This window comes from Streptomyces sp. B6B3, assembly GCF_039871525.1.
In the GTDB taxonomy this organism is placed as follows: domain Bacteria; phylum Actinomycetota; class Actinomycetes; order Streptomycetales; family Streptomycetaceae; genus Streptomyces.
Map to the genome: position 1 here is coordinate 182,430 of NZ_JBDPLU010000014.1, position 24,206 is coordinate 206,635.

21 protein-coding genes are annotated in these 24,206 nt (G+C 73.1%); 16 read left to right on the top strand and 5 right to left on the bottom strand.

The window, feature by feature from the left end; genetic code table 11:
* Positions 1–13 precede the first annotated feature (13 nt).
* Positions 14–397, top strand: a complete 384-nt coding sequence (locus ABGB06_RS26390) for a DoxX family protein (RefSeq protein WP_347593694.1) — start codon at positions 14–16, stop codon at positions 395–397.
* Between the two features lie 241 nt (positions 398–638).
* Here ABGB06_RS26390 and ABGB06_RS26395 read toward each other — a convergent pair whose 3' ends face one another.
* Positions 639–854 carry a hypothetical protein gene (locus ABGB06_RS26395; protein ID WP_347593697.1) on the bottom strand — a complete coding sequence of 72 codons (216 nt, stop codon included), beginning with the start codon at positions 852–854 and terminating at the stop codon, positions 639–641.
* Between the two features lie 137 nt (positions 855–991).
* Positions 992–3,427: a glycoside hydrolase family 95 protein gene (locus ABGB06_RS26400; RefSeq protein WP_347593699.1), complete on the bottom strand. Its 2,436-nt coding sequence runs from the start codon at positions 3,425–3,427 to the stop codon at positions 992–994.
* 348 nt (positions 3,428–3,775) lie between these two features.
* Between ABGB06_RS26400 and ABGB06_RS26405 the strand changes: the two genes are divergently transcribed.
* From ABGB06_RS26405 to ABGB06_RS26430, 6 genes are read left to right on the top strand one after another with little or no spacing between them, the layout of a single operon-like run.
* Positions 3,776–4,513 (top strand): SDR family oxidoreductase, encoded by a 738-nt coding sequence (locus tag ABGB06_RS26405; RefSeq protein WP_347593701.1) that lies wholly within the window; start codon positions 3,776–3,778, stop codon positions 4,511–4,513.
* Positions 4,510–5,580 carry an aldose 1-epimerase family protein gene (locus ABGB06_RS26410; RefSeq protein ID WP_347593704.1) on the top strand — a complete coding sequence of 357 codons (1,071 nt, stop codon included), beginning with the start codon at positions 4,510–4,512 and terminating at the stop codon, positions 5,578–5,580. Before ABGB06_RS26405 ends, ABGB06_RS26410 begins: the two co-directional genes overlap by 4 nt.
* A complete protein-coding gene (locus ABGB06_RS26415; RefSeq protein ID WP_347593706.1) occupies positions 5,577–6,746 on the top strand; it encodes a carbohydrate ABC transporter substrate-binding protein in 1,170 nt (389 codons plus the stop codon). Before ABGB06_RS26410 ends, ABGB06_RS26415 begins: the two co-directional genes overlap by 4 nt.
* Before the next feature lie 56 nt (positions 6,747–6,802).
* Complete coding sequence (locus tag ABGB06_RS26420) at positions 6,803–7,606, top strand: enoyl-CoA hydratase/isomerase family protein (protein ID WP_347593708.1); 804 nt, start codon at positions 6,803–6,805, stop codon at positions 7,604–7,606.
* Between the two features lie 25 nt (positions 7,607–7,631).
* Entirely contained in the window at positions 7,632–8,342 is a 711-nt protein-coding gene (locus ABGB06_RS26425; RefSeq protein ID WP_347593710.1) for a tetratricopeptide repeat protein, read from the top strand.
* A complete protein-coding gene (locus ABGB06_RS26430; protein ID WP_347593712.1) occupies positions 8,339–8,701 on the top strand; it encodes a hypothetical protein in 363 nt (120 codons plus the stop codon). The genes ABGB06_RS26425 and ABGB06_RS26430 overlap by 4 nt, the downstream gene beginning before the upstream one ends.
* Positions 8,702–9,467: 766 nt before the next feature.
* On the opposite strand, the gene ABGB06_RS26435 is transcribed toward ABGB06_RS26430, so the two are convergent.
* Positions 9,468–10,532 (bottom strand): LacI family DNA-binding transcriptional regulator, encoded by a 1,065-nt coding sequence (locus ABGB06_RS26435; protein WP_347593714.1) that lies wholly within the window; start codon positions 10,530–10,532, stop codon positions 9,468–9,470.
* 99 nt (positions 10,533–10,631) lie between these two features.
* Between ABGB06_RS26435 and ABGB06_RS26440 the strand changes: the two genes are divergently transcribed.
* On the top strand, positions 10,632–11,858 hold the full coding sequence (locus tag ABGB06_RS26440) for a CoA transferase (protein WP_347593716.1): 1,227 nt from the start codon (positions 10,632–10,634) through the stop codon (positions 11,856–11,858).
* 212 nt (positions 11,859–12,070) lie between these two features.
* Positions 12,071–12,853, top strand: coding sequence for a FadR/GntR family transcriptional regulator (locus ABGB06_RS26445; RefSeq protein ID WP_347593718.1), 783 nt, complete (start codon positions 12,071–12,073; stop codon positions 12,851–12,853).
* Between the two features lie 372 nt (positions 12,854–13,225).
* On the opposite strand, the gene ABGB06_RS26450 is transcribed toward ABGB06_RS26445, so the two are convergent.
* Positions 13,226–15,646: a right-handed parallel beta-helix repeat-containing protein gene (locus ABGB06_RS26450; RefSeq protein WP_347593720.1), complete on the bottom strand. Its 2,421-nt coding sequence runs from the start codon at positions 15,644–15,646 to the stop codon at positions 13,226–13,228.
* 167 nt (positions 15,647–15,813) lie between these two features.
* On the opposite strand from ABGB06_RS26450, the gene ABGB06_RS26455 reads away from it, so the two are divergent.
* The 7 genes from ABGB06_RS26455 to ABGB06_RS26485 are packed head-to-tail and all read left to right on the top strand — an operon-like array spanning position 15,814 to position 23,611.
* Positions 15,814–17,013, top strand: coding sequence for an enolase C-terminal domain-like protein (locus ABGB06_RS26455; protein ID WP_347593722.1), 1,200 nt, complete (start codon positions 15,814–15,816; stop codon positions 17,011–17,013).
* Complete coding sequence (locus tag ABGB06_RS26460) at positions 17,010–18,008, top strand: hydroxyacid dehydrogenase (protein ID WP_347593724.1); 999 nt, start codon at positions 17,010–17,012, stop codon at positions 18,006–18,008. The genes ABGB06_RS26455 and ABGB06_RS26460 overlap by 4 nt, the downstream gene beginning before the upstream one ends.
* 56 nt (positions 18,009–18,064) lie before the next feature.
* Complete coding sequence (locus ABGB06_RS26465; RefSeq protein WP_347593812.1) at positions 18,065–19,048, top strand: aldo/keto reductase; 984 nt, start codon at positions 18,065–18,067, stop codon at positions 19,046–19,048.
* Positions 19,045–20,541 carry a hypothetical protein gene (locus tag ABGB06_RS26470; protein WP_347593726.1) on the top strand — a complete coding sequence of 499 codons (1,497 nt, stop codon included), beginning with the start codon at positions 19,045–19,047 and terminating at the stop codon, positions 20,539–20,541. The genes ABGB06_RS26465 and ABGB06_RS26470 overlap by 4 nt, the downstream gene beginning before the upstream one ends.
* A gap of 30 nt (positions 20,542–20,571) precedes the next feature.
* Positions 20,572–21,834: an ABC transporter substrate-binding protein gene (locus ABGB06_RS26475; RefSeq protein ID WP_347593727.1), complete on the top strand. Its 1,263-nt coding sequence runs from the start codon at positions 20,572–20,574 to the stop codon at positions 21,832–21,834.
* A 2-nt stretch (positions 21,835–21,836) separates the two neighbouring features.
* On the top strand, positions 21,837–22,772 hold the full coding sequence (locus ABGB06_RS26480) for a sugar ABC transporter permease (protein ID WP_347593728.1): 936 nt from the start codon (positions 21,837–21,839) through the stop codon (positions 22,770–22,772).
* On the top strand, positions 22,769–23,611 hold the full coding sequence (locus tag ABGB06_RS26485; RefSeq protein ID WP_347593730.1) for a carbohydrate ABC transporter permease: 843 nt from the start codon (positions 22,769–22,771) through the stop codon (positions 23,609–23,611). The genes ABGB06_RS26480 and ABGB06_RS26485 overlap by 4 nt, the downstream gene beginning before the upstream one ends.
* A gap of 24 nt (positions 23,612–23,635) precedes the next feature.
* Here ABGB06_RS26485 and ABGB06_RS26490 read toward each other — a convergent pair whose 3' ends face one another.
* Positions 23,636–24,154 carry a GNAT family N-acetyltransferase gene (locus ABGB06_RS26490; protein WP_347593732.1) on the bottom strand — a complete coding sequence of 173 codons (519 nt, stop codon included), beginning with the start codon at positions 24,152–24,154 and terminating at the stop codon, positions 23,636–23,638.
* Positions 24,155–24,206: the final 52 nt, after the last annotated feature.

Below are 24,206 nucleotides of genomic sequence, written 5' to 3' on the forward strand. Positions count from 1 at the left end.
TCGGGGAGTTGTGATGAACGTCGCGCTGTGGATCATTGCCGGAGTTCTGGCCGCCGTCTGCCTGATCGGCAGCGCGAAGATGTTCGTGCCGAGGGAGCGGATGGCCGCCATGAGCTCCGCCGCCCGGTGGGTCGAGGACTTCCGCCCCGGTGCCCTCCAGGCCCTGGGCGCGGTCGAGTTGCTGGCCGCGGTCGGCCTGGTCCTGCCCGCCGTGCTGGGCATAGCGCCAGTCCTGGTGCCGCTGGCCGCCACCGGCCTCGTCCTGCTGTTCGCCGGAGCCATCACGATGCGGCTGCGCCGGGGGGAGAGGGCCACGATCACGGGGGACGCGATCTACCTCGTGCTGGCCCTCTTCGTGGCGTGGGGCCGCTTCGGTCCCGAGTCCTTCACCGGCTGACCTATGCCGACCCTCTCGCGGCGGCCCGGCCGCTGGCCCTGGTCCACGACGCGGGGCCGACGCGCCACTCCGTGATCTGCGCGTCGGCCGGCACGTCCGTCGCCGGGGGAGCCATGGGGGACTCCCCCGGCGACCTGATGCCGGGTGGGGCTCGCACTCCCGCCGCCAGCCGCCGGCGAGGTCGAGCCCGCCGGGGACCGAGGGCCTGGATCACGGGGGCGTCGGGCGGCGAACGGGCGCCTCAGTCGTTGGTGATGGTGTACGAGTCGAGGATGGCCGCGTGCTCCAGCACGTCCTCGAACGGGTCGTCGATCTGGCCGGTGACCAGGAGCCCGGAGCGCGGGCCGATGTTCGTCTCGCCGTCGTAGTGCTCGTCGGCGCTGGCCACCCCGCCGGCCAGCGCCGCCGCCCCGATCGTCGCCAGCGCCGCCAGCGGCCACCGTGCCCACCTGTTCATGCCGTGCACCCTTCTGCCGTCCGACCTGCCGTCCGTCCGCGCTGGTGTGCTCAGACGTCGTTCTGCTTATCAACCGGGCGGCGGAAAAGTTACGACGATTCACCTGGTCGATTCGCCCGGTCGAACGACGCCGGGCGTCAGGAGCCGGTCCGCGGCGTGAGCACGTACGCGGTGCCCGCCTCGGTGGCGAAGGCGACCAGGTCCGGCTCCGGGCGTTCCACCGCCACGGCCGCGCCGTCCGCGGTCACCCGAACGGGCCGCGGGGTGCGCACCCGGAGCGGCGCTCCGGCGAGCGAGCGGATGGTCGCCTCGCGCAGTCGGCCCTTCCGCCACGTGACGTCGATCTCGAAGCCGCCGCGGGCGCGCAGGCCGGTGACGGTGCCGTCGGGGAGGGCGGGTGGCAGCGCGGGGAGCAGGTCGGTCTCGTCGGTGTGGGACTGGAGGAGCCATTCGGTGATGCCGGCGCATGAGCCGAAGTTGCCGTCGATCTGGAACGGCGGGTGCAGGCAGAACATGTTCGGCGCGGTGCGCTCGGAGGTGAGCTGGTCGGTGAGCAGCTTGTGCGACCGGTCGCCCTCACCCAGCCGGGCCCAGAAGTTGATCTTCCAGGCGAGGGACCAGCCGGTGCCGTCGTCGCCGCGTTGTTCGAGGGTGGTGCGGGCGGCCTGGGCGAGGTCGGGGGTGGTGCGGGGGGTGATCTGGTTGCTGGGGTGGAGGCCGTAGAGGTGGGAGACGTGGCGGTGGGTCTGTTCGGGGGCGCCTGCGTCCCAGTCCTCCTGCCATTCCTGGAGTTGGCCCTGGGCGCCGATCCGGGTGGGGGCGAGGCGGTCGCGGGCGGCCAGCACCCGGTCGCGGAGGTCGGGGTCGGTGTCCAGGAGGGTGCTGGCGTCGGCGACGGCGGTGAACAGGTCGCGGATGATCTGCATGTCCATGGTCGGCCCGGCGCACACGGAGACGTCCTCGTGGTGGGCGTTCTCGGGTGAGTTGGAGGGGCAGGTGACCAGGTGCCCGGTGTTCGGGTCGTCCACCAGCGCGTCCAGGAAGAAGCGGGCGGCGCCGGCGAGCACCGGGAAGTCCCGGCGCAGCGCGTCGAGGTCCCGGGTGAAGCGGTAGTGCTCCCAGATGTGCAGGGACATCCACGCCCCGCCGGTCTGCCACTGGCCGTAGAACGGCGCGTCGACCGGGGCGGTGCCGCGCCAGCCGTCGGTGTTGTGGTGGGTGACCCAGCCGCCGGCGCCGTACTGGATCCGGGCGGTCTCGGCGCCGGTCACCGACAGGTCGCGGAGCATCGCGCGCACCGGGTCCAGGCACTCGATCAGGTTGGTCGGGCCGGCGGGCCAGTAGTTCATCTCGGCGTTGATGTTGATCGTGTACTTGGACTCCCACGGCGGCAGCAGCTGGTGGTTCCAGATGCCCTGGAGGTTGGCGGGCTGGGTGCCCGGGCGGGAGGACGCGATGAGCAGGTAGCGGCCGAACTGGTAGAGCAGCGTGATCAGCTGCGGGTCGGCGGAGCCGTCGCCGAACGCCGCCACCCGCTCGTCGGTGGGCGTCGCCACCGCGTCGGTGCTGCCCAGGTCGAGCGTGCTGCGGCCGAACAGCGCCTGGTGGTCGGCGACGTGGCGGGCCCGCAGCTCGTCGTACGGGGTGTCGGCCGCGGCGGTCAACGGCGCCTGGGCGCGCGCGTTCTGGTCGGCCGTCAGGTCCTGGTAGTCGACGTAGTTGGTGCCGACGGAGATCAGCACCACGGCCTCGTCCGCGTCGGTGACGGTGACCGTGCCGCCCTCGCTGACGACGGTGCCGCCGGTGGCCCGCACGGTGGCCAGCGCCCGGAAGGCGACCCGTCCGGTGACCTCCTCCACGGTGCCCGTCACGCCGTCCAGGGCGACCGTCAACGGGTCGGGGGAGGAGGTGGTGGTCTCCTGCGGGCTGTCGAACTCCGCCGAGAAGTCGATCCGCTCGTTGTCGTCGGCGGTCAGCCGCATGACGATCACCTGGTCGGGCGCGCTCACGAACTCCTCGCGGGTGTACGTCCGGTCGTCGAGCACGTACCGGGTGGTGGCGATCCCCGTGGTCAGGTCGAGCTCGCGGTAGTAGTCGAACGCCGGCCAGCCGCCGCGGGCGAACCCCAGCCGCAGCGCGCCCACCGTCTGGTAGGGCATCTGCCCCTTCGGGGTGCCCACGAAGGTGCTTTCCAGCATCGTCTGGGCGGCGGCCCACTCGCCCGCGAACACCAGCCGGCGGATCTCGGGCAACGCCTCCAGCGCGTCGGGGTTGGCCGGATCGTAGGGACCGCCGGCCCACACCGTGTCCTCGTTGAGCTCGATCCGCTCCTCGTCCACGCCGCCGTAGACCATGGCGCCGAGGCGGCCGTTGCCCAGCGGCAGCGCCCCCACCCACTCGGTGGTCGGCTGGTCGTACCACAGCCGCAGGTCGTGTCCCTCCGGCCGGGTGCCGGGCGCGATCCGCGGCGTGGCGCCGTCGCCGGCTGCCGCCCGGGCGGGGGCGGCGCCCAGGGCGGCGGCCGCGCCGCCTGCCGTGGCGAGGAACTGTCTGCGGTTGGCGTGCGGGGACATCGGCGGCTCCGATCGAGGGGGCGTGCGGGGTGGACAACCCGAGGCTTCGTACGTTATTCGTCATACGTATGCTTCATTCGAGGACCGTAGGAAGGCGCCGCGGGGGTGTCAAGACCGTGGACCGCGCGAAAACGGCACCGCCCGAGGGTGTCCGCGTGATGCGGCACCCTGGCGTTAGCGCTGCCGTTACCGCTAACATCTGCCGGCGACGACGCCGGCCGGGAGACGAGGTGCGCCCGTGAACGACCCCAGCAACGAGCCCGAGGACCGCGGTCACGGACCGGGTCGCCGGCCCGCCCGGCGGCCCGGCTCCGCGCCCGCCCGGGCGCTCCCGAGGCGAGGCGCCCGGTGACCGCCGCGCTGGTCACCGGGGCCGGCGGCGGGCTCGGTCGGGCCATCGCCGCCCGGCTGGCCGCGGACGGCCACGACGTCGCCGTGCTGGACGTCGACGCGCCGTCCCTGGCGGGCACCGTGCAGGCGGTCGAGGCGGCGGGCGGCCACGCGCTGCCGCTGGAGACCGACCTCGCCGACCCGGCGGCCGTGACGGCCGCGGTGGACCGCGTCGCCGCCGAACTCGGCCCGCCCCGGGTGCTGGTGAACAACGCCGCCGTCTATCCGGCCCGCCCCTTCCTCGACGTCGAACTGGCCGAGTACGAGCACGTGCTGGCCGTCAACCAACGCGCCCCCTGGGTCGCCACCCAGGCCGTCGCGCGGCACCAGATACCCGCCGGAGGCGGTTCGGTCGTCAACATCGCGTCGATCACCATGCACGGCGGCTGGTCCGACCTCGCCGCCTACGTCTCCACCAAGGGCGCCGCGGTCGCCCTCACCCGAGCGCTGGCCCGCGAGCTGGGCCCGCACGGGATCCGCGTCAACTGCGTGTCGCCCGGGGCGTTCCCGACCCGGGCGGAGGAGATCCACGAGAACCCCGAGGAGTACCGGCGGTTCGTGCTGGACCGGCAGGCGCTCAAGCGGCGCGGGCGCCCCGAGGAACTGGCCGCGGTGGTCGCCTTCCTGGCCGGACCCGACGCCTCGTTCGTCACCGGGCAGTGCGTGGAGGTCAACGGAGGATGGGTGATGGCGTGAAGATCGGCGGACGCGACTACGACCGGGCCGAACTGGCGCGGCGGGCGGGCGACCTCGGCGCGGCGGGCGGCGTGCGCGCCGTGGTGCTCGACGACGGGGCCGAACGCGGCATCCGCGCCCTGGAGTTCCGCACCGGCGCCGGCCTCGGCTTCGACGTGCTGGTGGACCGGGCGATGGACCTCGGTACCGCGGAGTTCCGCGGCCACGGCTTCGGCTGGCGCTCGGCCACCGGCTTCCGGCACCCCGGACTGCACGAGTACCGGGACGACGACGGCCTCTCGTTGATGCGCAGCTTCTCCGGCCTGCTGGTCACCGCGGGGCTCGACCACACGCTGTTCACCGCCGAGGTGGACGCCTCGCAGTACCGCTACCCGCACCGCACCACCGTGTGGAACGGGCTGCACGGCCGGGTCGGCAACATCCCGGCCAGGCTGCGCGGCTACGGCGAGGAGTGGACCGAGGACGGCCGCTGCGTGCTGTGGGCCGAGGGCGAGGTCCGGCAGGCCGCGATCTTCGGCGAACACCTGCGGCTCACCCGCCGGATCGAGGCCGACCTGGGCGGCACCGAGATCCGGCTCATCGACACCGTGCGGAACGCGGGCTTCGACCCGACGCCGCACATGTACCTGTACCACGTCAACGTCGGCTGGCCCTTCCTGGACGAGGGCGCGCGCTACGAGGTGCCGGTCGAGCGCACCCTCTGGCAGTCCGACAGCGTCGCCGAACAGGGCGTCTCGCACGTCGAGATGCCGGCTCCGCAACCCGGCTTCGTCGAGCAGGTCTACGAGCACCGGGTGGTCGCGGACCCGGACGGACGGGCCCGCCCGCGCCTGGTGAACGAGCGGCTCGGCGTCTTCTTCGAGCTGGAGTACGACACCCGGGAGTTCCCCGCGTTCTTCCAGTGGCTGCACCTGCGCGAGGGCGCCTACGCCGTCGGCTTCGAGCCCTCGACCCACCACGTCGAGGGCGAGCTCGCGGCCCGCAGGGACGGCACCATGACCTTTCTGGAGCCAGGCGAGGAGCGCCGCTACCACACCACGTTCCGCGTCGGCGCGCTGGCCGGGTGACGGCCGAGAAGATGACCCACTACCGCGGGCTCACCTGGGACCACCCCCGCGGCACCGCCGCCCTGCGCCGCGCCGCCGCGCGCTTCTCGGCCGAGCCGCACGACTCCACCCTCGGCTGGGACAGCCAGTCGCTGGAGGGCTTCGAGTCGCACCCGATCGCCGAGCTGTGCGAGCGCTACCAGCTGGTGGTCCTGGACCATCCGCACCTCGGCGACGCCCTGGCCGCGGGCGCGCTGCAGCCGCTCGACGCGTTGTTCCCGCCCGAGCTGCTGGCCGAGTGGCGCGCGGCGACCGTCGGCAACTCCGCCGCCTCCTACACCAACGGCGGGCGGCTGTGGGCGGCCCCGCTGGACGTGGCCACCCAGGTCGCCGCCGCCCACCGGGCCCGGGTGCCGGACCTGCCGCGCACCTGGGACGAGGTGACCGCCCTGGCCGCGGGACTGCCGGTGGCGCTGTCGCTGGCCGGCCCGCACGCGCTGCTGACGTTCCTCTCGCTCTGCGTCGGCCTCGGCGAGACGCCGTACCCGGCGCCCGGCGCGGCCCTGGTGTCCCGGGAGGTCGGCCGCACCGCGCTGGAGCTGATGCGCGACCTGGCCGCCCGCGCCGACCCGGAGACCCACGACCTCAACCCCATCGCCCTCCTGGAACGCGTCGCCGCCGGCGACCGGTTGGCGTACTGCCCGTTCGTCTACGGCTACGCCGGCTACGCCGCGCGCGACTGGGGCGCGCCGGTGCGGTTCGGCGACGTGCCCCGGCTGGTCGAGGGCGGGCCGCTCGGCTCCACGCTGGGCGGCACCGGCCTCGCGGTGACCCGCGGCACCCGGGTCACCGCAGAACTGACCCGCCACCTCCGCTGGTTGATGTCCGCCGACGCGCAGCGCGGGTTCCTGCCGCGGCACGCAGGACAGCCGAGCCGCCGCGAGGCGTGGACCGACCCCGACGTGAACGCGGCGTACGGCGGCTTCTACGCGGACACCCTGGCCAGCACGGAGGACGCCTGGGTGCGCCCGCGGCACCCCGGCTACCCCGCGTTCCAGACCGCGGCCTCCGCCGTGCTCAGGGACGCCGTCACCGGCCGCCGGCCGGTGGGGGAGTCGCTGGACGAGGCCCTCCGCCTGCACCGCGCCGCCGCGCCGCCCGCCCCGACCCCCCGCCCGACCCGTTGACCGCCCGTGGACCCCCGTCGTCCCCCGCTGACCCCCCCGTTGAGGAGCGCACCGCCATGTCCGACGCCCGGCCCCGCGGCACCGAGAGCACCGTGGAGGAGCTGCGCTGGTCGCTGTCCGACCGCGTCGCCGTGATCACCCTGGACCGCCCCGCCAAGCTGCACGCGGTCACCGCCGAGATGTCGGCCGAGCTGACGCGGCTGGCCGACTGGTGCAACGACGCGGACGAGGTGCGCGCCGTGGTGCTGACCGGAAGCGGGGACCGCGCCTTCTGCGCCGGCTCCGACATCCGCGAACTGGACGGCTACGCCACGCCCTGGGACTTCCGCAACCGCTCCGACTACTGCGACTCGCTGCGCCGACTGCGCAAGCCGGTCATCGCGGCCGTCAACGGCCTCGCCCTCGGCGGCGGCCTGGAGACCGCGCTCAGCTGCGACATCCGGATCGCCTCCACCGCCGCCCGGTTCGGCGCCCCGGAGATCCGGCTCGGCTGGATCGGCGGCGGCGGCATGTCCGCGCTGCTGCGCGCCTCGATCGGCGAGAGCAACGCGGCCCTGATGCTGATGACGGGCGACCCGATCGACGCGGCCACGGCCGAACGCTGGGGCCTGGTCAGCGAGGTGACGGAGCCCGACCGACTGCTGGACCGCGCCCTGGAGATCGCCGCCGTCATCGCGTCCCGGGCGCCCATCGCCGCCGAGACCGCGAAGGCCAACCTCCGGGCCGCGGCCAACCTCCCGCAGGACCAGGCGCTCGCCTACGAACGCGACCTGCAGACCGTCTGCTTCGCCACCGAGGACGCGGCCGAGGGCCGCGCCGCCTTCCGCGAGAAGCGGACCCCCGTCTTCCGCCGGAGGTAGCGGCGCGAGTCGGTAGGTTGGTCGGATGAACGACGATGTGCTCTCCCGCGGGATCGGCCCCGCGGCGATGACGGTGCTGCCGCAGGCGGCGGCCGCGGACGACGCGGACGAGGCCGAGGCCTGGTGCGAGCGGCTGGCCCGCTTCGGGATGGTCGAGGCGGCCGAACAACACTTCCGCGCGGCGGCCGAGGCCGGCGACCTCACCTCCATCAAGTGCCTGGTGTGGCTCGCCCGGCAGCGGGACCAGGAGGGGGAGCGGGACGCGCGGCGGTGGCTCGAACGCGCCGCCGACGCCGGCGACCCGTGGGCGATGTACGAGCTCGGGGCCTCCCTGCCGCGACCCGAGGGCGCGGCGGAGGCGGAACGGTGGTACCGCCGTGCCGCGGCGGCGGGCCACGCGCTGGCCATGAACGACCTGGGCGCGCTGCTCAGTCGCGCCGGCCGGAGCGAGGAGGCGCTGGACTGGTACCGGCGGGCCGCCGAGGGCGGTGTCGCCATCGCGATGAACAACCTGGCGATCCAGCACGTCATGCGGGGCGACCGGGCCGAGGCGGAACGGTGGTTCCGCCGGGCGGCGGAGGCGGGCGACGTCCAGGCGATGGCCAACCTCGGGCGCCTGAAGCTGGAGGCGGACGAGACGGCGGAGGCCGAGCGGTGGTTCGCCGCCGCGGCCGAGGCCGGGCACGAGGGTGCCGCGGAACGGCTCGCCGAACTGCGGGCCGCGGGGCCGCGATGAGGATCCACGTGGACCGCGGGAGCGTCGCCATGGGCGACGACTCCCGCCCGCACGACGAGACGCTCGACCTGCCGCCCGAGACCCCCCTGGCCGACGTCGTCGGGCACATCCTGGGGCGGCCCTTCCTCGCCACGATCGCGAGCGGAAAGGCCACCTGGATCCTGGTGACCGGCCGCCGTCCGCTGGCGGTCGTCGCGCAGCAGTGGGACCACCCACGCTTCCTCGTCGACCCGTCGCTGCCGATCCGCACGTGGGACGACGAGGGCCGCGGCGTCGCGCTGATGTTCCGCTACTGGAAGCAGCACGACCCCGACCACGTGTTCGACGAGTTGGCGGCGGGCCGCGAGCCGCCGCGCTGAGCGGGGCCCCTGCCGGGCGACTGACCCGACCACGGACGCGCCCCGACGCAGCGGGCGGGGGTACGGCGGCCCGGAGTGCGTCGAGTGGGTGCCGTTGATCGCGCCGCCCCGGCCGGGCCGTCCGGCCGGTCGGAGTTGTGGCGGTGGTTGCCGGAGGCGGAGGCTGAAGGGTACCGCCGGACCGACCCGCCGATGACCGTCCCGCCCCGGAACGCACGTGATCGACGGCGAGAGGCGGACCCCCGAGCCGTCCATGCCTCCGGCGGTGACCGCGTACGGGGCCTGCGGGGAACGTTCCGTGCCTCATGTCCCGGGCTCGTTGGCCGCCCGGACCGCCGAGGTCTCGGAGCGAGTTCCCGGGCCGCGCCGGCCCCGAAGGGGACATCTGCCCCCGCTCCCACCATGAGCCGGCTGGGATCTCCTGGGCCGCCCATCCGGGGCGGAAAGAGTTCTCGGGCCACCATCCGGGGGCACTTCGGGGCCGCGCGGCCGCGGGTGAGGGACTGTGCGGGGCCTCGGACCCCTGCGCCGGCCGGGACGGGGCGTCCCCGGGCCGTGCGGCGGCTGCGGCTGGGCAGGTGCGCCGTGTCGTCCGGGGGCCGGTGGGGTGCCTGCCGGGTACGGGCAACGGATGGTCCGGGGACACGCGCATCCCGGGCCCTCGGGTGGCCGCCGGACGAGGAGTACGTCGGGATATCCGAAACCCGGTGGCGCCTCGGGAACCGGACTGGCTGGGGTCCGTGCCTACCGAACCGCCCGGCAAGGGCTATGCGCTGCCGCGGCGGCGGATCTCGAAGCCGAGGTCGATGGTGCGGGTGGTCGGGCGCTCGCCGCGCATCCGGCGTAGCAGCAGGGTGGCCGCCTCGCGGCCGATGGTGGCGTTGGGCAGCGCCACCGTGGTCAGTCCCGGGTGCAGCATCCGGGAGAGCTCGAAGTCGCCGAAGCCCGTCACCGCGATGTCCTCTGGCACCCGCAGCCCGCGCCGGGCCGCCGCCAGCAGCGCCCCGTTCGCGAAGATGTCGGTGGAGAAGACCAGCACGTCGGCCTCGGGGTGGGCGCCGCGCGCCACGTCGAGCAGGCGGGCGCCGGACTCCAGGGTGAGCGGGTGTCCCGAGGCGTCCACCACCCGGGGCTCGCGCCCCGGCCAGTGCTCGGCCGCCGCCCGGCGGAAGCCGGCGAGCCGGCGCCGCGCCCGGTGGTCGCCGGCCGGCAGCGAGCCGACGAAGCAGGGCCGCCGGTACCCGGCGCCGTGCAGCTGGCACACCATCTCGTACATGGCGCGCTCGTTGGAGAAGCCGACCAGCACGTCCAGCGGGGTGTCCGTCCAGTCCCAGGTCTCCACCACCGGGATGCGGGCGGTCCGCAGCATCGCGACGATGGTCTCCCGGTGCACCGCGCCGGTCATGACGATGCCGTCGGGGCGCCGGCCGACCAGCGAGCGGATCAGGGCCTCCTCCCGTTCGTCGTCGTAGTCGGTGTAGCCGAGCAGCAGTTGGTAGCCCTCGGGGGCCAGCACGTCGGACAGCCCGGTGAGCGTCTCGGAGAAGACCGAGGCGGACAGCGAAGGGATCACCGTGGCCACGATCTTGCTGCGGTTGGAGGCCAGGTTGCGGGCCGCGAGGTTGGGCACGTAGCCGCACTCGCGGATGGCCTCCTCGACCCGGGCGCGGGTGTGCGGGGCGACCTCGTCGGGGATCCGCAGCACCCGGGAGACGGTCTGCGACGACACCCCGGCGTGGGCCGCGACGTCCCGCAGGGTGACCGACCGCGTCGAGGTGCGGCGCCGCACCGTGCCGCTCGTGCCGTTCGCCGGTTCCTTGCCGCTGCTCATCCGCCCGCTCTCCCCATGCCCGATGCCGAGGCAACTCTACGGAGACCGGTCGCCCGCCGCCGTGGTGTTAGCGCTGCCGATAGCGCTAACATTACCCGCATGAGAGTTCTCGAGGGCGTCCGTGTGCTCGACCTGTCCATCGCGATGTCCGGGCCGTTCGCGGCGATGAAGCTCGGCGACCTCGGCGCCGACGTCATCAAGGTGGAGCCGTTGACCGGCGAATGGCAGCGGCACGCCGCGGCCGGCGGCGCGACCGGCAACGAGGTGAACGCCTCGTTCCTCTCGCTGAACCGCAACAAGCGCAGCCTGTCCGTGGACCTGAAGTCGGAGGCGGGCCTGGCCGCCCTGCACCGGCTGGTCGCCACCGCCGACGTCTTCCTGCAGAACTACCGGCCGGGCGTCGCCCAGCGGCTCGGCGTGGACTACGAGACGCTGCGGGCCATCCGGCCCGACCTGGTGTACGTGTCCATCTCCGGCTACGGCGAGACCGGCCCGTACGCCCGCCGTCCCGGGCAGGACCTGCTGCTCCAGGCGATGAGCGGCGCCCTGTTCAGCGCCGGGCGGCCGGGCCAGGCGCCGACCCCCGCGCCGTACTTCCTGGTGGACGCCTTCGCCGCGTACTCCGCCTTCGAGGGCGCGCTGGCCGCCCTCTTCCACCGCCAGCGCACCGGCGAGGGCCAGCTGGTCCAGGTCAACATGCTGGACGCGATCATCGCCGCGCAGATGCAGGAGATCAGCGTGCGCACCGTCGGCGGGGTGCCGCAGCGCCGCGGCGAGGCGATCCACGCCCACAGCTACATCCGCGCCCCCTACGGCGTCTACCCGACCAGCGACGGGTACCTGGCGCTCACCTTCGCCGAGCCCGCCCGGCTCGCGGAGCTGCTGGACGAGCCGGGCCTGGCGTCGCTGGACGCGGAGCGGGACGGCTTCGAGCGGCGCGAGGAGATATCGACCCTGGTCGAGGCCCGGCTGCGGACCCGCGACACCGCCCACTGGCTGGACGTGCTCGGCGCGGCCGGCGTCTGGTGCGGTCCGGTGTACGACTACGACGAACTCCTGGCCGACCCGCAGGTCCGGCACAACGAGTCGTTCGTCAGCTACGAGCACCCCACCGAGGGCCGGGTCACCACGCCCGGATTCCCCTTCCGGCTGGCCGCGAGCCCGCCGTCGGTGACGCGTCCCGCCCCGCTCAACGGGCAGCACACCCGGGAGGTGCTCGCGGACGCGGGCCTGGACCCGGAGAGCATCGGGCGCCTGGAGGCGGACGGCGTCGTCCACAGCGCGGCGCCCGCGTCCCGACCCCCGGCGGCGTCCCCGGCCCTGTGACCTCCTGGTCGCGGCACTTGGCGGCTGCGCGGTCCCCGATACTGGAAGGGGGGCGCGCCGTCGTCCGCGGCGGCGTGGCCGACCTCGGATGACGCGGTTCCACTCGCTCGTGTAACGTAAGTCGTCATATGAATGCTCCACGGTGTCCGCCTGACTAGCCGCCTGACTAGAGTGCGTAGGCCCGAGGGCAGCCCCGACGTGAAGGGACGCGCATGGCACGGACTGGCGCCAGAGGCACGAAGGCCACGGCCGGAGCACTGCCGACCTGGCCCAAACGCCCTGCCCGGTTGGCGCACGCGGTCGTCGAGGTGCTGGTGGACCGCATCGCCAGCGGTGACTTCGCCCCAGGCGCCTCGTTGCCGACCGAGCAGGAGATGTGCGAGAGCTTCGGGGTCAGCCGGACCACGATCCGGGAGGCCGTGAAGAGCCTGGAGGCCAAGGGCCTGGCGCACGCCCGGCAGGGCTCGGGCACGACGGTGACCTCGCCCGACAGCTGGAACCTGCTGGACCCGGTGGTGCTCGCCGCGGCCGTCCGGCACGACGACGAGCTGGTGATCCTCGACCAGCTGGTCGCGGTCCGCTCCGCACTGGAGTCCCAGATGGCGGGGGAGGCGGCCACCCGCGCGACGGAGGACCAGCTCGAAGCGATCCGACACACCCTGGGGCTGCTCGACGAGCAGGCGCCCACGCCGGAGAAGTTCACCGAGACCGACGTCGAGCTGCACGACCTCATCATGAAGGCGTCGGGGAACACGCTGGGCCACTCCATCGTCGGCATCGTGCACGCCCAGGCGCGCACCACGACGCTCTACACCGGCATCCCCGACCCCACGTCGTGCGGCACGGCCAACGACGAGCACCGGGTCATCGTGGAGCGGCTGGCGGCCCGCGATCCGCTGGGCGCGTCGCAGGCCATGAGCGCGCACATCGAACAGGCGTGGAGCCGGCGCAGGGCGCCGGCGCGGCCGAGCGCCACGGGCGCCTCCGGCGCCTGAGCCGGCCACGGTCCGGGCCCGGCCTGGCGGCCAGGCCCCCACCCGACGCCCGTGCCTGCCCCGGCACGCACGTCTGGTCCAGCCGGCCCGTATGACCCGAGCCGGCCGGTCGATCCGCGCGCCTGACAGGCCAGGTTCCGAACCCTGCCCGGGCCGAGCCCAGCAGGCCCCGAACCCACCCCGACGCCACCCGAGCCGGCCGGGTACGCCCCTGGCCGAGGCTGGTCCGCGCGGTCTGGTGCGGTCCGGCGGGTTCCGGGCCGTGCCCGGTTGGGCGGAGCGTGTGCCGGGCCGGGCCCGGGCCGCCCGGTCGTCGGCGGCAAGCCGGACGCCCCCGGAGCCGGGTGGGTCCGGGGGCATCGTGCTGGTGACTCAGCGAGGGCCGATGCCCTCCAGGGTGAAGTCGCGGTTCCACTCGCGCACCCAGCTCCGGCCGAAGCCGTCGGTGGTGTTGAGCGAGGTGGTCCGCGGGTCGAAGCGGCCGGTCTCCGGGTCGAAGGCGAAGTCCGCGGCGGCGTCGCCGGACACGCTGTGGGACTCGAAGTCCGGGTTGAAGGTCTTCATGCTCAGACCGTCGGCGTCGTCGGTGTAGGCGAAGCCGCCGGTGTCGATCAGGACCGAGTGGCTCAGCACGTTGTGCGCGGGCACGTAGACCGAGTCGGGGTTCTCCCAGACCTCGGCCATGGTGCACTCGGTGGTGCCGATCTCCGCGCACGGCTCGCCGCTGGCGTCCGCCGGCACGTACCAGTCGCTGATGTTCGGGTACTGGTCCGCGTAGTGCTCGTACCAGCGCTCGACGTTCTCCGCGGTGTTGCTGAACCCGGTGCCGTCGCCGACGAGCAGCATGTCGTTGAAGCGCTCGATGACGACCTTGCCGTTGGAGACCGGCAGGTCGGGGCCGTCCTCGTGGTAGAGCTTGTCGTGGCCCAGGTACTCCACGCCGCTGAAGACGTTGTCCGTGGCCACGTTGGAGTGCCCGGAGTTGTAGAAGATGCCGTGCTGGGCGGTGTCGAAGAAGTTGTGGTGGATCACCATGCCCGACATGCCGTCGTCCATGTAGATGGCCTGGTTGCCGTCCTGGCCGATGTCCTTGAAGTAGTTGTAGGCGATCTCGTTGTTGAGGTACGTGAAGTCGCGCCCGGCGTAGATCACGCCCTGGTCGGAGGCGTTGGTGACCAGGTTCTCGAAGCGGTTGTGCAGCACCCGCATGTCGTTGCCCATGATCTGGATCGCCATGTGCGGCGCGTCGTGCACGTGGTTGTTCCGGAACGTGTTGCCGACGCCGTAGAGGTAGCCGGCCGGGGTGTAGGTGGCGAGCTTCGAGAAGTTGTAGATCTCGTTGTGCGCCACCACGTTGTTACCGCGCTCCAGCGAGTCGCGGTCGCCGCCGGCCAGGAACACGCCGCCGCCGCCGAGGTCGTGCAGCACGCTGTTGACCACCCGGTTGTCGTGCCCGCCCCGGCTGGTGCGGTACTCGGCGACCGCGGTGATGGTGTCGGTGGCCTCGCCGATGGTCACGGCGTCGAGGCTGACGTTGAGGATCTCGACGCCGTCGATGGTGCAGGACTCGGCGTCCAGCAGCCGCACGCCGCTGCTGGTGGAGCCGTTCATCCGGATGTCCTTCAGCGTGACCCCGGTGACGTTCTCCAGCGTGAAGAAGGGCTGGTCGAAGGAGGTCAGGCTGATCTCCCTGCCCTCGACCGTGCCGCCCGGCGGGTAGTAGTAGAGGACGTCGTGGCCCTCGAAGCGGTCGATGTAGTACTCGCCCTCGGCGTCCAGCTCGCCGAGCACGTTCTGCGCCACGAAGGACGTCCACTTGTCGGTGGAGGCGTACATCGTCGGGTAGCTGGTGCGGACGTGGTAACCGTCGGCCACGCCCTCGTCGTTCAGGCCCTCCGGGCTGATCGAGTCGATCCGCACCCGGTCGTTGGCGTAGTTGTTGCCGAAGTAGCCCGACAGCCAACCGTCCGTCTCGTAGGCGGTGTTGTCGACCACCTCCGCGCCCGACGGCTGGTGCGGCGCGGCCCACGACCCGAACCGCTCCGACACCGTCGGGTCGACGGCCGTGAACACCGGGCCCGGCAGCTGGAGCATCTCCTCGTACGGCATCGTGCTGCCGTCCGCCGTCTTGTCGGAGAAGAAGTCGCGCGCCCCCTGGTACGCCTCCCGCACGCTGAGCGCCGAACTGTCCAGTGTGGCATCGCCGTTCGGGTACTGGGCCAGCGTCTGGACCACGTCGTCGGTCATCAGCTGGGGCGCGAAGGGCTGCGGCTTCCAGTTGAAGCCGTTCTTGTTGATCTCACCCGTCGGGATGCCCTCGGCCCCGAGATCGTAGACATAGACCTGGTCGCTCACCGCGTCCGGTACCCGTGACGCGGAGGAGTACCGCGGATCGTCGGGCGTCTCGGCGAGCGGCACGAACCCGGACGCCGGCAGCGTCGTCACGCCCGTGAACTCCACCTCCTCGCCCGGATAGGCGGCGTAGCTGACGTGGCTGTTCGCCGGGCCGGTCAGCGCCACCGTCTCGGTCGCCTGGTAGACGCCCTCGCGGATCAGGACGCGCCCCGGGTCGCGGGCGCTGGTCCGGCCGGCCAGCGCGTCCCTGGCCTCCTCGACCGTGCGGAAGGGGTCGTCCAGGGTTCCCGTGGCGCCCTCCTCGCCGTCCAGCGACACGTACACGGTGTAGCTGTCCCGGCCGGCGTCCCCCGCTCCGTCCGCCATGGCCACCGGCATCCACGCGGCGGCCGCGACTACCGCCGCCGCCCCCAGTGCGCCGGCACGTCTCTTCGGCATGGGCTCCCACTCCTCCTGACACGACATACATCACACATATGATTTATGGGGGGAGACCGTAGCGTCGGGTGCGGGCGGGGGCAATGGTTCCGACCGGGATTCACAAGACATCACTCGTATGATAAGTTGCGAAACCGCTGGTCGCGGCAGCCAAGGAGCGATGTCGAATGAAGATCACCGGGTACCGAAGCCTCCGGACCGTGCACCGGTGGGGGCGCCCCGTCGGGGACGCGAACGGCGTCATCGCCGCCGGCGTGACGGAGGTTCCGGTCATCCTGGTGGAGACCGACGGTGGCCTGACCGGCGTCGGTCTCGGCGGCCACGGCGACGTCGAACGGGTCTTCCCGGCCATCGAGGGCGCGGACCCCCGGGCGGTCACCGCCCTCTACGACCGGATGCTGGCCCACGTCTTCAAGAGCGGCCACGCCGGGTCGACGTTCGGCACCATCGGCGCGCTGGACATGGCGCTGTGGGACCTCAAGGCCAAGCTCGCCGACGAGCCGCTGTGGCGCACCCTCGGCGCCGCCGACCGGTTCGTCCCCGGCTACGCGTCGGGGCTCGACATCGCGCTCGACGACGACGCCCTGGTGGCGTTCTACGAGCGGTGGGCGGAACGCGGCTTCACCGGTGCGAAGATCAAGGGCGGGCTCGACGCCGACCGCGACGCCGTCCGGCTGGAGGCCGTGGGGCGGACGCTGCAGCGCAACACCCGGCGCCCCGCGCTGATGCTCGACGTCAACGAGAGCTGGGGCCGGCACCAGGCCGTCCGGCTGCTGTCGCGGATCGAGCAGCGGGTGGACCTGACCTGGATCGAGGAGCCCGTGCGGCGCTGGGATCCGGCCGGGAACCGCGCGGTCGGCCGGGCGGCGCGCGCCGCCGTCGCCACCGGCGAGAACCTCACGGGCCTGGAACAGTACTGGCCGCTGCTGGCCGCGGACGCCGTCGGCGTCGTGCAGGCCGCCAGCGTCTGGGGCGTCACCCACTTCCTGCGCGTCGCCACCCTCGCCCAGGGCCGGGACCTGCCCGTCAGCCCCGTCGGGTACCACGCCAACCCGCTGGCGCACGCCGCCGCCGCGGTGCCCAACCACCTGGTCGCCGAGATCCAGGACCTGTCCGACCCGGTGGGCCTGACGACCGACCAGACCGTCGAGCAGGGCGGCATCCGGCTCGGCGACGCCCCGGGACTCGGCATCACCGTGGACGAGTCGGCCTTCCCCGCACCGGCCCTGGAACAACCGGCGGCGGGCCGGTCCGACGGGACCTGGTCGCATCCGGACGGGCCGCACGTGCGCCCGGTCAACGCGGGGCTCCGGCTGGTGCCCCAGGTGAACGCCTCCACCCCCGCCCCCACGGGCGGCGCGCTGTGAACCGTCCCCGCGCGACGTTCGCGATGAGCCCCGCCTCGCTGGTCCCGCGGATCTTCCACCGCGAGGCGCTGGACCGGCTGCGGCGGCTGGTCGACCTCGACCCGGACCTCGTGCTCACCGACCTCGACTCGGACGCCGCCCGTCGCGCGCTCGCCGAGACCGACGTGCTACTCGCCGGCTGGGGCGCACCGGTGCTGGCCTCCCCGGCCGACGCCCCGCGGCTGCGCGCCGTGGTCTACGCCGGCGGCGTCGCCGCGACCTGCCTCGCGGACCCGCGGGCGCTGGCCGCCCGCGGCGTCGTCGCGGCCAACGCGCGGGCCGCGAACGCCGTGCCGGTGGCGGAGTTCGCGCTGGCGATGATCCTGCTCGCGAACAAGGCCGCGCTCCGCGCCGAGCGGATGTACCGCGAGCGGCGCGCGCCGTTCGACCGGGCCACCGAGTTCACCGACACCGGAAACTACCGGCGCACCGTGGGCATCGTCGGCGCCTCGACCATCGGCCGGGCGGTCATCCGGCTGCTGCGCCCGTTCGACCTGGACGTGGTGGCCTACAGCCCGGAGCTGACGCCGGAGCTGGCCGCCGAGCTCGGCGTGCGGGCCGCGCCGCTGGACGAGGTGCTGGCCGCCGCCGACGTGGTCTCGCTGCACCAGCCGCTGACGCCGGCCACGGTCGGCCAGATCGACGCCCGCCGGCTGGCGCTGATGCGGGACGGCGCGACGCTGCTGAACACCGCGCGCGGTGCCGTCGTGGACCACGACGCGCTGCTGGCGGAGCTGCGCTCCGGGCGGCTGTCGGCGGTGCTGGACGTCACCGAACCGCAGCCGCTGCCGCCCGACAGCCCGTTCTTCGAACTCCCCAACGTCGTCCTCACGCCGCACGTCGCCGGTTCCATGGGTGGCGAGCTGCACCGGCTGGGGGAGAGTGTGGCCGCCGAGGTCGCCCGCTTCGTCGCCGGCGAGCCGTTCGCACATCCGGAGAGGCTGGACGAGGCATGAGCCACCCCATCGACCACGGCGCCGACCACCCCGCCGAGCAGCGCAGCGACCAGCGGATACCGACCCGGACGCTCCGGCGCGGCCCCGCCCTGACCGAGCTCGGCTTCGGCGCGGCCCAGCTCGGCAACCTGTACCACCCGACCAGCGACGAGGAGGCGGCCGGCGCCGTCGCCACGTCCTGGGACGCCGGCGTCCGCTACTTCGACACCGCCCCGCACTACGGCCTGGGCCTGTCGGAGCGCCGCCTCGGCGCGGCGCTCGCCGGCCGGCCGCGCGCGGAGTTCGTCGTCTCGACCAAGGTGGGCCGGCTGTTGGTGCCCAGCCCGGACACCGCGAACCGGCTCGACGAGCAGGGCTTCGCGGTGCCCGCGACGCTCCGCAGGGAGTGGGACTTCAGCCGGGACGGGGTGCTCCGCTCGCTGGAGGGCAGCCTGGAACGGCTCGGCCTGGACCGCGTCGACGTGGTCTATCTGCACGATCCGGACGACCACTTCGCCGAGGCGTCCACCACGGGCGTGGCGGCCCTCGTCGAACTGCGCGACCAGGGCGTGGTCGGCGCGATCGGCGCCGGCATGAACAGCGCGGCGCCGCTCGCCGAGTTCGTGCGGCGGTGCGACGTGGACGTGGTCATGGTCGCCGGCCGGTACACGCTGCTCGACCAGAGCGCCCTGGACGACCTGCTGCCGCTCGCCGCGGAGCGCGGCGTCGGCGTGGTGGCGGCCGGGGTGTACAACTCGGGACTGCTCGGCTCGCGCCGGCCCGCCCCCGGCGCGCGGTACGACTACCAGCCCGCGCCGGCCGCCCTGCTCGCCCGCGTGCACGCCCTCGCCGACCGGTGCGAGGAACACGGCGTGACCCTGCCGGAGGCCGCCGTGGCCTACCCGCTGCGGCACCCCGCGGTCGCCTCGGTGGTGCTGGGCACCCGCACCCCGCGACATTCCGAGACCAACGCGGCCCGCTACCGTGCGCATCTGCCAGAGGCGCTGTGGGCGGAGCTCGCGGAGGCCGACCTCATCCCCGGCGAAGGACCCACCCGATGACCGTCAACGAGCCGCCCGCCCAGGACCCCCAGGACCCCCAGGGCGCCCAGCCCGTCCCCGACGTGGCCGCCCTGGCCCGCTGGACCCGCACCTGGGTGACCGACCAGGGCGCGATCAACGGCTTCCACAACCACAGCGTGTGGGGCACCAACCCGGCCACGTTCCTGGACTTCACCAGCGGGCACGCCGCCTTCTCGGCGCCCGCGCTGGGCGCGTACGCCGAGGCGCTCGCGGCCCGGCCCGACGAGCGCGGCGTGGAGCTGTGGCGCCGGATGACGCGCTACCAGGGGCACGCGGTGCAGCCGGACGGCCAGTACCGGCACATCGGGTTCCAGGTCGGCGAGTCCGCCAGCTCGGGGCTCATCCACAACGCGGTCGGCAGCCTCGGCCTGCTGCTGGGCCTGCGGCACGCCGGGCACCTGCTGCCCGCCGCCGAGGTGGCCGACGTGCTCGCCACGGTGCGGCGCAACCTCGACGCCTGCGGCGCCTACGGCGGCGGACGCCCCGGCGAGGACGGCACCTGCAACCAGGAGTACGCCCGGGTGTGGGTGAAGCTGCTGTACACCGAGCTGTCCGGCGACGCCACCTACGTCGACGAGATCCCCAAGGACCTCGACACCCTCATCGAGCTGTTCCACCACCCCGGGGTGCCGGACGCGGACAGCTCGGGGGCGTTCCGTACCGTCCGGGACCGGCGCGACGGCGGGATCCTCGAACCGGCCGAGTACTACGGGCTGATGACCGCGCCCCTGGTGCTCGCCGCCCGCCGGTACGGCGTCCGCAGATACCTGGACGAGGCGATCCGGCTGTGCCGGCACGTGGCCCGCTCCGCCTGGACGGACGACGAGGGACTGACCCGTTTCCACCGCTACTGGTACGTCACCGGCGACCGGGCCCGGCGGACCGACACCCCGATGCTGATCGCCGGCATGGGCCTGACCCTGCACGGCGTCGAGCAGGTGCTGCGCGAGGTGCCGGACCCGGAGCTGGCGGACTTCGTCACCCGCTGCCTGCGCACCTACGCCCGGCACCAGACGCCCGCCGGCTACTTCACCTCGGCGACCGGCTGGCACAACGAGGCGGACGTCGCCCCCAGCACCGCCTGGCACGCCCACGACCTGCTGTTCCTGGTGTCCCACGCGGTGTCCCACGGCGGGCTCCCCGAGGATTTCTGGGACACCGTCTTCCGCGCCCACGACCGGCAGTCCGTGCTGGTCAGCGAGCGCGCCTTCTACGCCGAGTACGGCCCGCACTGGTGCGTTCTGAGCCCGCTCACCGCCGGCGACCTGCACCTGTACGGCCGCAAGGACCGGGCCACCTTCGCCCGCGAGTTCTTCGCCTGGACCGACCGGGAGGAACTCCCCGAGGAGCTCCGCTATCCGGACGCCCCCATGTTCTTCGTCGCCAACGACGGCATCTACCGCGTCGACCGGAGCGACCGCGCCACCGACGTGTCCGTCGTCGGCCACCTGCCCTACCAGGGCGCCCCCTGACCCCCCCCGTGAGCACACCTGGAGACAACGATGTCAACACTCAGACGGCGCCGTGGCCGCACCGCACTCGTGGCGGGCTCCGGCCTGCTGCTCGTCCTCAGCGGCTGCGCCGACGACTCCGCCGGCGGCAGTAGCCCGGACGAGGTGCGGATGCTGGTGAACCTCACCGACAACCTCGACCAGTCCTACTGGGAGGACCTGGTCCGCCCGTTCGAGGAGGAGACCGGGCTCGACGTGAAGATCGAGGGGCCGACCGGCAAGTCGGTGGCCGAGACCTTCCCGCAGCAACTGGCCGCCGGCACCGCCCCCGACGTCATCCAGTCCATCTTCCCCGACGACGACACCGCACCCGAACTGCTCGACCTCAGTGACCTGGACTGGGTCGCGGACACCCCGATGGTCGAGGACTACGCCCTGGGCGGCTCCCGTTACGTGGTCGGCGTCGGCTCCCAGGCCCAGTCCCTGGTCTTCTACAACAAGACCGCCTTCGACGAGGCCGGGATCAGCGAGACGCCCACCACCTGGGCGGAGTTCACCGACGTCCTCGGCCAGCTCGACGACGCCGGCTACACGCCGATGCAGACCGCCGGGCAGTGGCAGACCGGGCTGCAGCTCCAGCAGCTGTTCCACCCGACGCTGAACACCACCCACCCGAAGTGGCAGACCGCGGTCACCGACGAGGAGCTGGCGGTCGGCGACGCCTATCTGCCGATGTTCGAGCTCTACGCGGACTGGCTGGAGGCCGGCTACGTCGCGCAGGACGACGTGGGCCTCGACCCGTCCACCGCGGACGGCAACTTCGTCGCCGGGGACGTCGGCCTCTACCCGAACGGCAGCTGGTTCCTCGCCACCCTGGACGCGGCCGGTGAGCTGCCGTTCGAGGTCGGCGCCTTCTCGCCGCCGGTGGACGAGGGCCAGCCCTACCCGGGCCCGCAGGGCGCCACCATGGCCGACCCGTACATGATCTGGCAGGGCTCGGGCAACGTGGACGGCGCCCAGCAGCTCGTCGAGTACCTGGTGACCGACGAGGCCGCCATCGAGGCCCAGCTGCGCGCCGACGGCATCTTCCGGCAGGGCACCACCGTCGAGCAGACCCCGCTGGGCGAGGAGGTGCAGACCATCGTCGACGACGCGCCCGAACTGGCCGCGGTGGGCGAGGGCTCCGGCGACAACCGGCTGCCGGTCACCGGCTTCAACCCGAAGTTCACCGAGGTGGTGCAGGGCCTGTACACCGGCCAGACACCCGAGCAGGCGGCCGAGGCGATAGACCAGTGGATCAGCGAGAGCCGTTGACGATGGTGCGGAAGACAGCCGCACCCACGGTGCGGAAGACCGCCGCCGGGCGGCGGGGATGGCGCGAGGCGGGCGCACGCGCCGGCATGGTCGTCCCCGCCGTGGTGATCTACGTGGGCCTGCTGGTGGTGCCCGTCGGCTACGCCTTCTACTACAGCCTCACCGACTACAACGGCTTCCCCACCCAGGCGCCCGAGTTCATCGGGCTGGAGAACTACCGGGACGTCTTCTCGTCCCAGGACATCACCGGTGCGATGGTGGTCACCGGGATCGTCGCGCTGGCCGGCGCGGCCATCGTCAACGTGGCCGCGCTCGGCCTCGCGCTGCTGCTGCGCCAGACCAACCGGTTCAACACCTTCGGCCGCGTCGTGATGTTCTATCCCCACGTGCTCAGCGCACTGGTGGTCGGCTTCCTGTGGCAGGCGATGCTGGGCCCGCAGGGCGTGGTCAACACGATGATGGAGAAGGTCGGCGCATCCTCGCTGCCGTTCCTGTCGAACGAGACGTGGGCGCTGTGGACGATGATCCTGGTCATCGCCTGGTCCCTGTTCGGCGTCCAGCTGGTGCTCTACCTGGCGGGGCTGCAGACCATCTCCGCCGATCTGGTGGAGGCCGCGCGGATCGACGGCGCCGGCCGCTGGCAGGTCTTCCGCGCCGTGACCTGGCCGGCGCTGGCGCCCACGGTGACGGTCGCGATCATCACCTCGGGCATCTCCCTGCTGAAGACGTACGACGTGGTGGTCTCCCTCACCGGGGGCGGTCCCGCCGGCTCCACCAAGACGCTGGCGTACTCGATCCTGGCGGTCTCCTTCCCCGAGCGGAAGATCGGGCTCGCCTCGGCCCAGGCGGTGGTGCTGGTCGTCGCGGCCGCCGTGCTGGCGTTCACTGTTCTGGCGCTCCGCCGGCGGGCGGAGGAGGGGGCGGAGTCGGTCGGATGAGAACCTCGTCCCGTCTGGCGACCTCGACGCGGGTCGCGTTCCTCTCGCTGCTGTCGCTGTTCATGCTGGTGCCGCTCTACATCCTGGTCATCAACGCCTTCAAGGACCAGCAGGACATCCTGACCAGCCCGTTCACCATCGACCTCGGCTCGGCCACCACGTCCCACCTGGCCGACGCGTGGAGTAACCCGGACTTCAGCGTCCCCTACGGCTACGCCGTCACGCTGCTCTTGGTGGCGTCCGTGAACGTGCTGGCCATCGGCGTCTGCACGCCGGCCGCCTACGTGCTGGCCCGCACCCCGACCCGGGTGTTCCGGATGCTGCTGATGTTCTTCGTGGCCGGCATGTTCGTGCCCACGCAGGTGATCCTCATCCCGGTGATCTTCGTGCTGCGCGAACTGGACCTGATGGGCACGCTGCCCGGCCTGGTGCTGTTCATGACCGCCACCACCGTCCCGTTCACGCTTTTCGTGTTCGTGGGCTTCATCCGGGTGCTGCCCAGGGCCCTGGACGAGGCGGCGGCCATCGACGGCGCCGGCGTCAACTACACCCTGTGGCGGATCATCTTCCCGCTGATGCGGCCGATCGTGGCGACCGTGTTCATCCTGAACTCGCTGAGTGTCTGGAACGACTTCGCCAGCCCGCAGGTCATCCTCGGCCCGGGCAGCGGCGTCTACACGGTCACCACCGGCGTCTACGCGGCGGTCGGCTCCTACTCGGCCGACTACTCCAAGGTCTTCCCGACCCTGCTGCTCGCGGTCATCCCCATCCTGGTGCTCTTCATCGTGCTCCAGCGCCACGTGATGAGCGGCCTCGCCGCCGGGTCCATCAAGGGCTGACGTGCGGGGACCGGCGGTACGGGCTCATACGAGGCGCTTGTAGAAGAAGCTGCAGTCCTCCAGCAGCCCCGCCGGGTCGCTGGCGTAGTCGGGGACGACGCCGAACCGGGTCCAGCCGGCGGAGTGGTAGAGCCGCTCCGCCGGGCTGCCGGTCACGGTGTCCAGCATCAGCAGCGTCACCCCGGCCCGCGTCGCGGCCTGCTCCGCCGTGCCGAGCAGCGCGCGGCCGAGCCCGCGGCCGCGGGCGCCGGGGCGCACCAGCAGCTTGACCACCTCGCCGCGGTGCCGCCCGTTGGGCTTCCGTTCCAGGGCGAGGCCCACCGTGCCGACGACGCCCTCGGGGCCCCGGCAGACCCACACGGCCAGGCTGCCGTCGGCGACCGCCCGGTGCCGCGCGTGCCACCAGGCCGCCGCGGCCGACCGCTCGAAGGGCGAGAGGAAGCCGACCGAGGCGCCCTCGGCGACCACCTCGGCCAGCACGTCCGCCAGGTCGTCCACGCGGCCGGGGAAGTCGTCCCCCGACAGCCGGGTGATGCTGTGCACCGTGCCACTCCCCGTCCTCGTCCTCGTCCGTGTCCGTGTCCGTGTCCGTGTC